The organism is Saccharopolyspora sp. SCSIO 74807 (assembly GCF_037023755.1).
In the GTDB taxonomy this organism is placed as follows: domain Bacteria; phylum Actinomycetota; class Actinomycetes; order Mycobacteriales; family Pseudonocardiaceae; genus Saccharopolyspora_C; species Saccharopolyspora_C galaxeae.
In genome coordinates this window covers 3,349,624-3,363,024 of record NZ_CP146100.1, presented here as the reverse complement: position 1 = coordinate 3,363,024, position 13,401 = coordinate 3,349,624, and the positions used below count along the sequence as shown (strand labels likewise).

Sequence of the window (13,401 nt, the reverse complement as noted above, 5' to 3'; positions counted from 1 at the left end):
AGGTTCGGGTGTTACGTGGCGGCCGATGCGGCCGTCGGGTCACGGAACGAGGTAGATCACGGCGAACAGTCCGATCCACACGATGTCCACGAAGTGCCAGTAGTAGGACACGACGATCGCGGCGATGGCCTGCGCGGGGGTGAACTTGCTCAGCCGCGTCCGCATGATCAGGAACACGAACGCGATCAACCCGCCGATGACGTGCAAGCCGTGGAAGCCGGTCGTCATGAAGAAGACCGTGCCGAAGGCCGACGAAGCCATCGTCGTGTGGTGGGAGGTGACCAGCGTGTAGTACTCCCCGGCCTGTCCGAGCACGAAGATCGCGCCCATGATCAGGGTCACCACGTACCAGCGGCGGAGGCCGAACACGTCCCCGCGCTCGGCCGCGAACACCCCCCACTGGCAGGTGAACGAGGAGGCCACGAGGATCACGGTGAACGGGAGGGCGTAGGCGAGGTTGAGCTCGCTGGGCGGCGGGGGCCACTCGCCCTCGTTCTGCGCCTTCACCGTGAAGAACATGGCGAAGAGCCCAGCGAAGAACATCAGCTCGCTGGCCAACCAAACGATGGTGCCCACGCTGACCATGTTCGGCCGGTTCAGCGAGTGCACACGTGAACTGATTGAGGGCGCTGCCGTTGTCACGCGACGCATTATGTCTCCCGCGATTTTTGCGTGCGCCCTCGGGTCCGGGGCGTGCCGTCCGGGTGATCAGATCGCGACCTGGAGGTGACCCGCTGTGATGAATTTCGGGCGTTTTCTGCCCCGGCTGGCCTTTTGGCGGCGGTCGCGGGAGCCCGCCGCACCCGCACTGGACGATCCGAGCCTGGTCATCGTGGTGCGGGCGTTCGACGACACGGAGGCCGCATCGGCGGTGCTCGCCCGTTCCGAGCGGTGGACCGCGGAACGTCCCGCGGTGCTGCGCCACCACTTGCGGCTGCCGCAGGAATCCGTGGACCAAGCCGGTGAGCTGCTGGAACAGGACGGCTGGCGGCTCCGGCACGCACCGGCCGCGGACGAGAGCGCATCCGACGGGGATGCAACGGCGGGCACGGTCGCCTTGTTCGCGGAGCGTGCGCAGAAACTCGATGCGTTGCATTGCTCACAGGAGAGCTCGCGGATGGCGAGCCTGGCGCAACGGCTGCGCGGCCGCGCGCTCGGCTGGGAAGCCTTGCAACCCGCCGGGCACGACGGGTCTTAGCAGGCCGGAACGGACGCATCTACTGTTCGGCGGCGCGCGGCGGCTAACATCACCGGCAGCGACATCACCACAGCGCCGTGAGCCGATCGTCGAGCAGCGAGGAGCACGCTGATGAGCACCCCGACCACGACCGTTCTCGTGTTCAGCCATCGGCAGGAGGTCCGCGAGGCCATCATCAACGCCATCGGCAGGCGGCCGGCGCCGGACCTGGCGCGGGTGCGGTTCACCGAGGCCGCCGGGGTCGCCGACGTGCTCACCGAGCTCGACGCCGGTCGCGCGGACCTGGTGGTGCTCGACGGCGAGGCGCAGCCCACCGGCGGCATGGGCGTGTCCCGCCAGCTCAAGAACGAGATCCCGAACTGCCCGCCGATCGCGGTCACGGTGCGCCGCCGCGACGACCGCTGGCTGGCGACCTGGTCGCAGGCCGACGCGGTGCTGGTGCACCCGCTGGACCCGCTGACCGCGGCCGAAACGGTCGCCGAGGTGCTGCGCGCCAACGCGCAGGCCGCGGTTCGCGCCTGAGACGCTGTCCTCGGACCTGGCGTCCGGTGCGCGGGGAGCACGTCCGCGCAGGCGCGACCGCGGAACTCGGTCGAGCCAGCCGCGCGGCGCAGGTTCGACGACACGCCATTGACCGAACCGGAGAACGATCGTGGGCACCATGTCGGGCAGCTGGCCTGCACTGCTCGGGCACCTAGTCGCGGGCAACGACCTTTCCGCGCAGGACACCGCCTGGGCGATGGATCTGGTGATGACCGGCGAGGCCACTCCCGCCAGGGTCGCGGCGTTCGTGGTGGCGCTGCGCGCCAAGGGCGAGACGCCGGCGGAAGTCCGCGGGATGGCCGACACGATGCTCGCGCACTCGCTGCCGCTGGAGATCGACCGCCGCGCGGTCGACGTGGTCGGCACCGGCGGTGACCGCAGCGGCAGTGTGAACATTTCCACGATGACCGCGATCGTGCTCGCCTCCTGCGGCGCGACGGTCGTCAAGCACGGCAACCGCGCGGCGTCGTCGAAGTGCGGCACCGCGGACGTGCTGGAGGAGCTGGGCGTAACCATCGATCTGCCGCCGGAGGGCGTGCGGGAGTGCGTGCGCGACGTCGGCATCGGGTTCTGCTTCGCCCCGGTGTTCCACCCCGCGTTCAAGTACACGGCCGGACCGCGCCGGGAGATCGGCATCCCCACCGCGTTCAACATCCTCGGCCCGCTGACCAACCCGGCACGTCCGTCGGCGGGCCTGATCGGTTGCGCGGACCCGCGGCTGGCGCCGGTGATGGCCGAGGTGTTCGCCGCACGCGGCAACTCGGTGCTGCTGGTGCGCGGCGACGACGGCATGGACGAGATCACCACCGCGGCGGGCAGCACGATCTGGGCGGTCGGCGGCGGTCAGGTCCGGCAGACCCGGATCGAGCCTGCGGAGCTGGGCATCCCGCTCAGCTCGCCGGATGCGCTGCGCGGCGGGGATGCCACGGTCAACGCCCGAGCGGTGCGAGACCTGCTGGCGGGAGAGTCCGGGCCGGTGCGCGACGCGGTGGTGCTGAACGTGGCGGGGGCGCTGGCCGCGCACGACGGGATCGCCGAGGACCTGACCGGGCAGTTGCGCGACGGCATCGAGCGCGCCAGGCAGGCGCTGGATTCCGGCGCCGCGGCCGCGCTGCTGGCCCGCTGGGCCGCGCACTGACCCACCGGTTGGTCCGGCGGTCCGTTCACGCGAGAGCCCGGAGCCAGAAGACGCCTGGCTGAGGTTCCGCCACCCGACCAGCTGCGCGAACCAATTCCTGAACCTAGTCCTCCAGGCCGATGGAGAAGGCGGCTTCGGTGTCCTGGCGCGAGTAGGAGCGGAAGGCGATGTGCGTGTCGGTGTCGAGCACGCCGCTGACCTTGTTGATCCCGCCGGGCACGATCTCGGCGATCTTCTCGTGGTCCGGCACCCGCACGATCGCGATCAGGTCGACATCGCCCGCGCAGGAGTAGACCTCGGCGACGCCGTCGATGTCGGCGATCTCCTGCGCCGCCTCGGGCAGGCGGTCGGCGACGGTCTGGATCAGCACGATCGCGGTGATCACGAGAACAACCTCCAAGGCATCCGCCGGACGCGGCGCCCGGCCGGGGAAATCCTAAGCGTTCGGACGCGGTCCCCGAGCGGTCTCGTCCTCCGGCGAGTCCGCCGCTCGGCGGTGCGAGCCCGCCGAGCGGCTCGAAACCCCCGCCGAACGGCGAAACGCCCCCCGGACCGGCGAGGTCCAGGGGGCGCGGAGTTCGCGGAACTCACTCGTGGTTCGGCCCGGTGTGGTACTCGAAGACCAGGCCGGCGACCGTGATCAAGATCGTTCCGACGGCTATCACGATCATCCAGGTGTGGAAGAACGCCAGCGCGACACCGGCGAACGCCGCCGAGGCGGCCACGCCCACCGGCCAGTAGCTGCCGGGGCTGAAGAAGCCCAGCTCGCCGGCGCCGTCGCTGATCTCCGCGTCCGGGTTGTCCTCCGGCCGGGTCTCGATGCGCCGCGCCACGAAGTTGAAGTAGCTGCCGATCAGCAGCGACAACCCGCCGACCAGGACCAGCGCCACCGTGCCCACCGGCTCCTTGGACCAGAGCCCGTAGACCACCGCGGACAGGAAGAAGAACAGCGTGATGATGTTGAAGATCTTCGCTTCGACCTTCATGGAGTCCTCACTCTCGCGCCGTGCGACGGCCTCAGTTGCCTGCCGACCTGCCGCCGATGGTGGATGCCTCACCGGAGGTGCGGTCGGTGTCGAACGGCACCGAGGTCACCGCCCGCGGCGAGCACAGCTCACCGCAGTTCATCGCACCCAACGCCTCGGCCGCGGTGTAGTACTCGCCGGTGGCCGGGTTGGTCTGTTTCCGCAAGTCCATGTACCTGTCGAACTTGTCCGGGGACAGCGCGCGGACCTCGAAGTTCATCATCGAGTGGTAGGTGCCGCACAGCTCCGCGCAGCGCCCGACGAACGAGCCTTCGCGCTGGATCGTGTTCTGGAAGCTGCTGTCCTGGTCGTTCTTGTCCGGGTGCGGGAAGGTGTCCCGCTTGAAGTTGAACTCCGGCACGAAGAACGAGTGGATCACGTCGGTCGAGCTGAGGTTGTACTCGATCCGCTCGTTGGTCGGCAGCACCAGCAGCGGGATCTCGCTGCTGCTGCCGACGGTGCGGACCGGCTGGCCGTCCGGGGTCTTGTGGCCGGGGTAGTTGAACTCCCAGTTCCACTGGAACGACACCACGTTGACCCGCTGGTCCGGGTTCGCGGGCTTGGCCATCACGTAGTTCTGGGTGACCGCGGTGAAGTAGAACAGCACCACGACCATGACGAACGGGACGGCGGTGTAGATGACCTCCAGCGGCACGTTGTACTGGAACTGCCGCGGGAGCTCCTCGCTCTTCTTGCGGTGGAAGGCCACCGACCAGAAGATCAGGCCCCACACCAGGACACCGACCGCCAGCGCAGCGATCACCGACCAGGTCCACAGCTGGCGCATCGACTCCGCCTGCGGGGTGACCCCTTGCGGCCAGCCGAACCGCAGGACCTCATCGGCCGAACAGCCCGTGGCCGCGACCGCGACCAGGCCCACCAGCCCGGCGACTTTGACCAGCCGTGGCACTCGGGTCCCCTCCTTCAGGCGCCCGTGCTGCTGCCGCAAGCCCACTGCGCGACGCCTCCTCGCTGCGTGATCCAACCCGTGCCGCCGGGATGCCGGGGCGCGCTGCGCACCGCGCGGCCCCGCGGCCGGAATGCTGCGGGGAGCCTAGCCCAGCAGTAGCCGCGATACTCCTTCGGGGTGGCGGGGTGAGCTGCACATCACCGAGATCCGCACAGCACGACCGGGTGATCGCGGAGCTGCGCCGGACCGATCACCGGAGGCGCGGCTACGAGCACGCGCGTGCAGGCGGCGACGGAGCACCCGGCATACTTGGGGCTTCCGCCCGCCGAGCACCCGCCGGCGGCGCGGAGCCTATCCATCGCCGACGCGAGAGGTGCACGAGAGCGTGTGCGGCCTGCTTGGACTAGTCAGTCCCACTGAAGAGAACGCCGGTTTCGCCGTCGACGCCGTGGCCAAAGCGCTGCCCTGCCAGCGGCACCGAGGACCGGACGAGAGCGACACCTGGCACGGCGGTGAAGCCGTCTTCGGGTTCAACCGGCTGTCCATCATCGACCTGGAGCACTCGCACCAGCCGCTGAGCTGGGGTCCGCCGGAGAACCCCGGCCGCTACACGATCCTGTTCAACGGCGAGATCTACAACTACCTGGAGCTGCGCGCGGAGCTGTCCGAGCAGTACGGCGCCCGGTTCGGCACCGACGGCGACAGCGAATCGATCATCGCGGCCTACCACTACCTGGGCACCTCGATGGTGGGCAGGCTGCGCGGCATGTTCGCGTTCCTGATCTGGGACAGCGAGCGGCGCGTGGTGTTCGGCGCCCGCGACCCGTTCGGGATCAAGCCGCTGTTCTGCGCGACCGGGCCCGGCGGCACGGCCTTCGCCAGCGAGAAGAAGAGCCTGCTGCACCTGTCGACCACGCTCGGCCTGGACGAGGACATCGACCACAAGGCGGTGCAGCACTACCTGACGATGCAGTACGTCCCGGAGCCGGAGACGCTGCACCGCAACATCCGCCGCATCGAGTCCGGCACCTCGTTCACCATCTCCCCCGGCGGCAAGCTGGTCACCGAGCGGTACTTCGTGCCGAACTTCCACAGCCGCACGATGAACACCGACGCCGACGCGCGGCGGCTGCACGACGACATCGTCGACGTGATGCGGGATTCGGTGGCCAAGCACATGCGCGCCGACGTGACCGTCGGGGCGTTCCTGTCCGGCGGGATCGACTCGACCGCGATCGCCTGCCTGGCCAAGGAGCACAACCCGAACCTGATCACCTTCACCACCGGGTTCGAGCGGCAGGGCTACTCGGAGGTGGACGTGGCCGCCGAGTCGGCCGCGGCGATCGGGGTCAAGCACGTCATCCGCACCGTCTCCGCCGAGGAGATGATGGAGACGTTACCGCTGATCATCTGGTACCTGGATGATCCGGTGGCCGACCCGGCGCTGGTGCCGCTGTGGTTCATCGCCCGCGAGGCGCGCCAGCACGTCAAGGTCGTGCTCTCCGGCGAGGGCGCGGACGAGCTGTTCGGCGGCTACTCGATCTACCGCGAGCCGCTGTCGCTGGCGCCGTTCGAGAAGGTGCCGGGCACGCTGCGCAAGGCGATGGGCCGGGTCTCGACCGCGCTGCCGGAGGGCGTGCGGGGCAAGGACCTGCTGCGCCGCGGGGCGCTGTCGCTGGAGGACCGCTACTACGGCAACGCGCGGATCTTCCGGGACGACCAGCTGGCCGCGATCATGGAAGGGTTCGATCCCGGGGTGTCGCACCGGGACATCACCGCGGCGCCGTACCGGGCATCGGCGGGCTGGGACCCGGTGACCCGGATGCAGCACGTGGACCTGTTCACCTGGCTGCGCGGGGACATCCTGGTCAAGGCGGACAAGGTGACGATGGCGAACTCGCTGGAGCTGCGGGTGCCGTTCCTGGACTCCGAGGTGTTCCGGGTGGCCAGCGGCATCCCGCTGGAGCAGAAGATCACCAGCGAGACCACGAAGTACGCGCTGCGGCAGGCGTTGCAGCAGGTCGTTCCGGCGCACGTGCTCAACCGCCGCAAGCTCGGCTTCCCGGTGCCGATCCGGCACTGGCTGCGCGACGAGATGCACGACTGGGCGCGCAACATCATCCAGCAGTCGCAGACCGAGCGGTTGCTGAACAAGACCGCGATCCTGCAACTGCTGGAGGAGCACCGCTCCGGGGTGCTCGACCACAGCCGCCGGTTGTGGGCACTGCTGGTGTTCATGCTCTGGCACGGGATCTTCGTGGAGGGCCGGCTGGCGCCGGAGGTTCCCGAGCCGCACTACCCCGTCAAGCTCTGAGCGGCCGGCGCCTGCCCGCGAGCAGGCGCCGATCGCCGCAAGTGCGGATCACGAGCACCGCGAGGCCGCCCCGCCCCCAGGCCGGGGCGGCCTCGTTGCGTTTCCGGCAGCTGACCAGCGCCTACCGGCGGATTCGGCCGCGCCTGGACGCACCGCGCCGCGGCGATCACGGCCGATCGAGGAGATCAGATCACGAAAGATCTTGGCAAGAACAGACCATTTCGGCAGTGCTCATCGAAAATCTTTGACGGATGCTCAGCGCTGCTGCCACACGGCCGTGTCGCCGGGGAGAACGGCGGACTCGGCTTCCCCGTCGCCGCGGAATCCGCCGCTGCGCAATAGCGTCCGGCCCGGCAGCTCGACCGGCTCGGCGCCGAAGTTCACCGCGCACGCGAAATGCGGAGGCCGCAGGAACGCCAGCACGCGGCGGAACCCAGGTCGGGCAGCTCCGGGTGCTTGATCATCCCGTGCGCCACGTCGAACCGGAAACCGTCCACCCCGCGGTCCAGCCAGAACCGCAGCGTTTCCCGGAATCCGCGCGCACCTGCGGGTTCCGCCAGTTCAGGTCGGGCTGCCGCGGGCTGGTACACCACGGCGTCGCGCCACCACCGCCGAGCCATTCGTCCTACCGGGGATCCGCCGGGCTCAGCTCTTGCGCGATCGTGCCGGGTGGATGGCGGGGGTGCCCGGACGAGCACCCCCGCCGCTGCCTCAGCTCAGCTTCTGCCCCGCGTGCAGGGCGACCGCCTCGTCGGGCCGGACGGTGACGTTGATCTTGCCGTCCTGGTAGACCTCCACGGTGCCTCCGGTGCACTGACCGTCCTGCAACGAGCCGTGCGCGACATCGCAGTAGGTGCCGGGCGGCAGCGAGGTCTGCAGGCTCTGCTGCCACTGCTCGCCCCCGCGGTTGATCGCGAGGAACCCGGCGTCGCCGCGGCCGAACGCGACCTTCCCGGAACCGTCGTCCCACCAGTTCACCAGGTCCTTGCCCTGCACGGACTTGTAGAACCCGAGCATCCCGGTGATCAGCGGGCTGCGGTGCGAGCAGACCCACGCCTGGTCGTCGCAGGAGGCCGGGCTGGTGGTCCCGTTCTGGTCGGCGGGCGGACCGGCATCGCTGTTGTCGAAGCCGAACCCGGACAGCAGCTTCGGCGTGCCGTACGGGTAGGCGAGCATGAACGCGTTCGCCAGGTCGTAGGCCGCGCCGTCCTTGTAGGTCAGCGTCGGCTCGCTGCGCTGGGTGTCGTGGTTGTCCACGAACACGACGGCCTGGTCCGAGGGCGTGGGCATCTCGTCCGGCGTGTTGCGCAGCCCGGCGATGTCGCCGTTCTTGAACGCGTCGCTGATCTTGTGGTGGTAGGCGAACTCGGTGACGTCGCCGTTACCGGTGTAATTGCTGGTCGGCGCGGCCTGATCCGCGATGACCTCCTGGTAGACGTACGGCTTGCGGTCGGTGCCCGGCAGGTTGTCCACCGCACCGGCGATCGCGCCGACGTCTTCCGGCGCCATGTGCTTGGCGCCGTCCATGCGGAAGCCGGTGACGCCGAGGCTGATCAGGTCGTTGAGGTAGGCCACCGCTTTCGAGCGGACCGCGTCGGACTCCGTTTTGAGATCGGAGAGCCCTTCCAGCTCGCAGGTCCGGACCTCTTCGGCGTTGTTGTAGTCCTCGATGTTGCGGCGGCACCCGTGGAAATCGCCGTCCTGGTAGACACCCGGGTAGTCGTACTTCGAGTAAGTCGACCCGGCGCTGCCCGGTCCGTGCTCGTCCGAGCTGCCCGCGGTCATGTGGTTGAGCACCGCGTCCGCGTAGATCTGCACACCGGCCGAGTTGCAGGTGCGGACCATCGCCGCGAACTGCTCGCGGTCGCCGCGGCGGCTCTGCAGCTGGTAGCTGACCGGCTGGTAGTCCTGGTACCAGGGGTGCGCCTGGTCGGCGAGCTGCACGTGCTCCTGCGGTGGCGAGACCTGCACGGCGCCGATGCCCGACGGCCCGAGGTTGCTGGTGCATTCCTGCGCGACCGATTCCCAGGGCCACTGGAACATCTGGATGATCGGCCCGTTCGCCGGGGCCACTGCCGGTGCGGGGGCCTGCGCGGGAGCACCGGACTGCGCAGCAGCGGTGCCCGGTCCGGGAGTTCCGGCCTGTCCGAGAGCGCTGGTCCGTCCGAGAGCACTGGTCTGCCCGACAGCGCTCGCCTGCCCGAGAACGCTGGGCGGCTCAGGTGCGGCGCACGCAGGTAGCGCTGCTACTGCCGCCATTCCAGCGGCCAGCGCCAGAGCTGATAATCGCAACGAAATCCTCCTAATCGATTCCGAATGCGATTCCATTAGCTCCGGGGCCGACCCGCAATGCGCCGATCAGCCGTCTCCGTAAACAGGGAACGTGTCTGCGCAGCGAATTTCCCGCGGGCCGCCGGAGCGGTCCGCGAGCCGGGCGGGAGAATGTGCGCCATGCGCGACGTCGAGATCCGGGACGGCACCATCCGGCTGGGCCAGCTGCTGAAGCTGGCCGGCCTCGCCGAGCACGGGGCGGAGGCGAAAGCCCTGCTGGAGGACGCCGAGGTGCTGGTCAACGACGAGGTGGAGGTCCGGCGCGGACGTCAGCTCGGCGATGGCGACCTGGTGACCCTCGGCGACGAGACCGTGCGGGTGGTCGCGGCCTGACCCTCCCGGCCGGACGCACCAAGCCCGGCGCACGCCGAGCCGAACGCGAAACGGGCCGGCCCTCCGCCAGGAGGACCGGCCCGTCGTGCGCGCGGGTGCGTCAGTGGAACGAGTCGCCGCAGGCGCAGGAGCCGCCCGCGTTCGGGTTGTCGATCGTGAAGCCCTGCTTCTCGATGGTGTCGACGAAGTCGATGACCGCACCCTGCACGTACGGGGCGCTCATCCGGTCGACGACCACGTCGAGCCCGTCGAACCCGCGCCGCGCGTCGCCGTCCAGTGCGCGCTCGTCGAAGAACAGCTGGTACCGCAGGCCGGCGCAGCCGCCGGGCTGGACGGCGATGCGCAGGTGCATGTCGTCGCGGCCCTCCTGCTCCAGCAGCGCCTTCGCCTTCTGCGCCGCGGAGTCGGTGAGGGTGACACCGTGCGAGGGAGCCTCGCTCTCAATGGTCTGGGCGGTCGTCATGACTCTCCCTAGGGGTCTCGCTCGTCCGCTTCCGGCCTGACGTGCAACGTCGACGCCGACCCGAGCTATTCCGCCGCGGGCGCTCCGCTCGGCTGATCAGCTCGGGGGCGAGTCCGTATCGGATTACCTGCCTCCCATGGTGGCACAGAACGCGCCGGTGCTGGTGTGAACGTCCCCGCACCGGGCCTGCGGCACCCGGCGGGCCGAATCTCGATCACGATCCCGGCACGGACCGCGCCCGTGCCGTGCCTGGCGCGACAGCCCGTCGAATACCCTGTAGGGGTGAGGTTCCTTCGCCGAAACAGCGCTGAGCAGACCGCGACCGCCGACCCCTCGACGCAGGACGGCGAGGTCACCGGGGAGACCGCCCGCGACCACACCCCCGGCAAGGGCCGCCCCACGCCGAAGCGGCGCGACGCCGAGACCCGCAAGCGCGGTCCCGTCGCCCCGCCGCCGAAGAACCAGCGGGAGGCGATGCGGCGCAACCGCGGCAACAAGGACGAGCGCCGCAAGGCCGCGAAGGAACGCCGCGAGCGCATGATGGCCGGCGACGACCGCTACCTCATGCCGCGGGACAAGGGCCCGGTGCGCCAGCACGTGCGCGACATCGTCGACACCCGGCGGCACGTGATGGGCGCGTTCATGCCGCTGGTGCTGGTCGTGTTCGCCACCACGCTGGTGCAGAACATGCTGGTGCAGCAGTACGCCACGCTGGTGTGCCTGGTGCTGCTGCTGGTGATGCTGTTCGAGGGCACGTTGCTGGGCCGTGCGGTGAACAAGCGGGTGCGGGAGAAGTTCCCGGACCACACCGACCGGCCGCTGGCGCTGGGCTGGTACGCGTTCACCCGGGCCATGCAGCTGCGCAGGCTGCGGGTGCCGCGCCCGCGGTACACGCCGAAGGACTTCCAGAAGATCGGCTGAGTCCGCGCGGGCGCCGCCGCTTCCGCCGCGCCCCAAGACCAGCGTGCAACGAGCTCGGGGGCTCGCCGGAGAGGTGACAGAAGTGAATCGGTACGAGGCGACGGTGCGACCGCAGGGGCCCGGTCCTCGTTGGGTCGTCGAAGTGGACGGCATCGGCGCGACGCGGGGCCGGACCGCCTCCGAGGCTCGCGACCTGGCCGCGGACATGGTCGCGGCCGCGCTGCAGGTGCCTGCCGCGGAGATCGCCGTCGACGTGCACTTCGCGCTGGACAGCGAGCTGGAGCGGGAGATCCTGGCCGCCCGGCGGGCCGCCAGGGAAGCGCAGGAGGCGCAGGAGAAGGCCGCGAAGCTCTCCCGCCGGGCCGTGCTGGACCTGAAGGAATCCGGCATGACCGGGCGGGACGTGGCAACCGTTCTCGGGCTGAGCCCGCAGCGGGTGTCCCAGCTCTCGCGCGGCTGAGTTCTCCCGCGGCTGAGTTCTCCGGCGGCTGGGCGATCCCCGCGGCCGGACCCGGATTTCCGCGGATGTTGGACCCCGCGGCCGCGGCATAGGGTCGGATCCATGGAGTTTCGACGGCTCGGCGACAGCGGACTTTCCATCAGCGAGATCGCCTACGGCAACTGGCTCACGCACGGATCGCAGGTCGAGGAGGACGCCGCGCGCGACTGCGTGCAGGCCGCGCTCGACGCCGGGATCACCACGTTCGACACGGCCGACGTGTACGCGCGGACGAAGGCCGAATCGGTGCTCGGCCGGGCGCTGTCCGGGCAGCGCCGGGAGGGCCTGGAGATCTGCACCAAGGTCTACTTCCCCACCGGTGAAGGACCGAACGACCGCGGCCTCGGGCGCAAGCACGTCATCGAGTCGTGCAACGCCTCGCTGCGGCGGTTGCAGACCGACTACGTCGACCTCTACCAAGCGCACCGCTTCGACCACACGGTGCCGCTGGAAGAGACGATGAGCGCGTTCGCCGACCTGGTCCGCCAGGGCAAAGCGCTCTACATCGGCGTTTCGGAGTGGACCGCCGAGCAGATCACCCGCGGTGCCGAGCTGGCGCGCGAGCTGTCGGTGCCGCTGATCTCGAACCAGCCGCAGTACTCGATGCTGTGGCGGGTCATCGAGCCGCAGGTGGTCCCGGCCAGCGAGCGCGAAGGGCTCGGGCAGATCGTGTGGTCGCCGATCGCGCAGGGCGTGCTCACCGGCAAGTACCTGCCCGGTCAGCAGCCTCCCGCCGGGTCGCGGGCCACCGACGAGGGCGGCGGTTCCACGATGATCTCGCGTTGGCTGCGGGACGAGGTGCTGAACGCGGTGCAGCAGCTCAAGCCGATCGCCGCGGATCTGGGCCTGTCGCAGGCGCAGCTCGCCGTGGCGTGGGTGCTGCAGAACCCGAACGTCTCCGCGGCGATCATCGGCGCGTCCCGGCCGGAGCAGGTCCGGGACAACGCGGCCGCCAGTGGCGTGCAGCTCGGCGAGGACGTGCTGGACCGGATCGACGAGGTGCTGGGCGATCTCGTCACCAGCGACCCGCGGCGGACCAGCTCGCACTGAGTCCGCCGCCCGGAAGCTCCGCGGCGAACGCCTCCGCTCACCCGGCCGAGGGGCGGGCAGGTAGCGTGCCGTGCGGTTGTCCGCACGATCGCAGGAGGTCCGCCCGTGCCCGCAGGCGAGCCCGCGCGGCGGACGCTGGTGCTCGGCGGCGCCAGGTCGGGCAAGTCCGCGCACGCCGAGGGGCTGGTGGCCGCCGAGGACGTCAGCTACCTCGCGACGTCCCGGCAGGACCCGTCCGACGCGGAGTGGACCGAACGCATCGCCGCGCACGTCGCCCGCCGCCCGGCAGCGTGGCGCACCGTCGAAGCCGGCGACCCCGAAGTGCTGGTGCAAGCCCTGCGCACCGCCACCGAGCACGGCCCGACGCTGCTGGTGGACGACCTCGCGACCTGGCTGACCGGGGTGCTCGACGACGCCTCGGCCTGGGACCGCGACCCCGCGGCGATGCGCGCGGTCGACGCGCACTGCGACGCGCTGGCGGCCGCGGTGGTCGAGTGCGCGGCGCGGCTGGTGCTGGTCTCGGCCGAGGTCGGGCTCGGGATCGTGCCCGCCACCAGGTCTGGAAGACTTTTCCGCGACCGCTTGGGCGCCCTCAACGCCCGGCTCGCCGAGGACTGCGACGCGGTGCTGCTGCTGGTGGCCGGCGTCCCCTTGACCCTGCGCTGACCAGCGACAA

General features: G+C 70.2%; 16 protein-coding genes and 1 pseudogene. 9 read left to right on the top strand and 8 right to left on the bottom strand.

Features of this window, described 5'->3' with window-relative positions; genetic code table 11:
- Positions 1–39: 39 nt before the first annotated feature.
- On the bottom strand, positions 40–651 hold the full coding sequence (locus V1457_RS15495; protein WP_200071212.1) for a heme-copper oxidase subunit III: 612 nt from the start codon (positions 649–651) through the stop codon (positions 40–42).
- Between the two features lie 88 nt (positions 652–739).
- Between V1457_RS15495 and V1457_RS15490 the strand changes: the two genes are divergently transcribed.
- The 3 genes from V1457_RS15490 (at position 740) to trpD (ending at position 2,879) form a co-directional block, all read left to right on the top strand.
- Positions 740–1,198: a hypothetical protein gene (locus tag V1457_RS15490; RefSeq protein WP_338595271.1), complete on the top strand. Its 459-nt coding sequence runs from the start codon at positions 740–742 to the stop codon at positions 1,196–1,198.
- A 111-nt stretch (positions 1,199–1,309) separates the two neighbouring features.
- Positions 1,310–1,720: a hypothetical protein gene (locus V1457_RS15485; protein ID WP_200071211.1), complete on the top strand. Its 411-nt coding sequence runs from the start codon at positions 1,310–1,312 to the stop codon at positions 1,718–1,720.
- A 139-nt stretch (positions 1,721–1,859) separates the two neighbouring features.
- Positions 1,860–2,879 carry an anthranilate phosphoribosyltransferase gene (trpD, locus tag V1457_RS15480; protein WP_338604992.1) on the top strand — a complete coding sequence of 340 codons (1,020 nt, stop codon included), beginning with the start codon at positions 1,860–1,862 and terminating at the stop codon, positions 2,877–2,879.
- Positions 2,880–2,982: 103 nt separating this feature from the next.
- On the opposite strand, the gene V1457_RS15475 is transcribed toward trpD, so the two are convergent.
- The 3 genes from V1457_RS15475 to V1457_RS15465 form a co-directional block, all read right to left on the bottom strand.
- Entirely contained in the window at positions 2,983–3,264 is a 282-nt protein-coding gene (locus V1457_RS15475) for an Lrp/AsnC family transcriptional regulator (RefSeq protein WP_200071210.1), read from the bottom strand.
- A 202-nt stretch (positions 3,265–3,466) separates the two neighbouring features.
- On the bottom strand, positions 3,467–3,865 hold the full coding sequence (locus tag V1457_RS15470; RefSeq protein WP_200071209.1) for a cytochrome c oxidase subunit 4: 399 nt from the start codon (positions 3,863–3,865) through the stop codon (positions 3,467–3,469).
- Between the two features lie 31 nt (positions 3,866–3,896).
- The gene (locus V1457_RS15465; protein WP_200071208.1) at positions 3,897–4,814 is read right to left on the bottom strand and encodes a cytochrome c oxidase subunit II; all 918 of its coding nucleotides are present in this window, start codon (positions 4,812–4,814) and stop codon (positions 3,897–3,899) included.
- A 385-nt stretch (positions 4,815–5,199) separates the two neighbouring features.
- Between V1457_RS15465 and asnB the strand changes: the two genes are divergently transcribed.
- Positions 5,200–7,128 (top strand): asparagine synthase (glutamine-hydrolyzing), encoded by a 1,929-nt coding sequence (asnB, locus tag V1457_RS15460; RefSeq protein ID WP_200071207.1) that lies wholly within the window; start codon positions 5,200–5,202, stop codon positions 7,126–7,128.
- A 255-nt stretch (positions 7,129–7,383) separates the two neighbouring features.
- Here asnB and V1457_RS30620 read toward each other — a convergent pair whose 3' ends face one another.
- The 3 genes and pseudogenes from V1457_RS30620 to V1457_RS15450 all read right to left on the bottom strand — a co-directional run bounded on the left by V1457_RS30620 (position 7,384) and on the right by V1457_RS15450 (position 9,171).
- Positions 7,384–7,512 (bottom strand): hypothetical protein, encoded by a 129-nt coding sequence (locus tag V1457_RS30620; RefSeq protein ID WP_367268968.1) that lies wholly within the window; start codon positions 7,510–7,512, stop codon positions 7,384–7,386.
- A gap of 47 nt (positions 7,513–7,559) precedes the next feature.
- Positions 7,560–7,708, bottom strand: a pseudogene (locus V1457_RS15455) (alpha-amylase family glycosyl hydrolase); the annotation flags it as partial.
- Positions 7,709–7,839: 131 nt separating this feature from the next.
- A complete protein-coding gene (locus V1457_RS15450) occupies positions 7,840–9,171 on the bottom strand; it encodes an alpha-amylase family protein (RefSeq protein WP_295141352.1) in 1,332 nt (443 codons plus the stop codon).
- Between the two features lie 408 nt (positions 9,172–9,579).
- Here V1457_RS15450 and V1457_RS15445 point away from each other — a divergent pair, with 408 nt between their 5' ends.
- On the top strand, positions 9,580–9,792 hold the full coding sequence (locus V1457_RS15445; protein WP_200071205.1) for an RNA-binding S4 domain-containing protein: 213 nt from the start codon (positions 9,580–9,582) through the stop codon (positions 9,790–9,792).
- A 100-nt stretch (positions 9,793–9,892) separates the two neighbouring features.
- Here the strand turns inward: V1457_RS15445 and V1457_RS15440 are convergent, their stop codons facing one another.
- Positions 9,893–10,255, bottom strand: coding sequence for an iron-sulfur cluster assembly accessory protein (locus tag V1457_RS15440; RefSeq protein ID WP_200071204.1), 363 nt, complete (start codon positions 10,253–10,255; stop codon positions 9,893–9,895).
- 282 nt (positions 10,256–10,537) lie between these two features.
- Between V1457_RS15440 and V1457_RS15435 the strand changes: the two genes are divergently transcribed.
- The 4 genes from V1457_RS15435 to cobU all read left to right on the top strand — a co-directional run bounded on the left by V1457_RS15435 (position 10,538) and on the right by cobU (position 13,391).
- Positions 10,538–11,176 (top strand): DUF3043 domain-containing protein, encoded by a 639-nt coding sequence (locus V1457_RS15435; protein WP_200071203.1) that lies wholly within the window; start codon positions 10,538–10,540, stop codon positions 11,174–11,176.
- Positions 11,177–11,258: 82 nt separating this feature from the next.
- Positions 11,259–11,636 carry a hypothetical protein gene (locus tag V1457_RS15430; protein ID WP_200071202.1) on the top strand — a complete coding sequence of 126 codons (378 nt, stop codon included), beginning with the start codon at positions 11,259–11,261 and terminating at the stop codon, positions 11,634–11,636.
- Between the two features lie 102 nt (positions 11,637–11,738).
- Positions 11,739–12,725, top strand: a complete 987-nt coding sequence (locus V1457_RS15425; protein ID WP_200071201.1) for an aldo/keto reductase family protein — start codon at positions 11,739–11,741, stop codon at positions 12,723–12,725.
- Between the two features lie 105 nt (positions 12,726–12,830).
- The gene (gene cobU / locus V1457_RS15420; RefSeq protein WP_338595265.1) at positions 12,831–13,391 is read left to right on the top strand and encodes a bifunctional adenosylcobinamide kinase/adenosylcobinamide-phosphate guanylyltransferase; all 561 of its coding nucleotides are present in this window, start codon (positions 12,831–12,833) and stop codon (positions 13,389–13,391) included.
- Positions 13,392–13,401 lie beyond the last annotated feature (10 nt).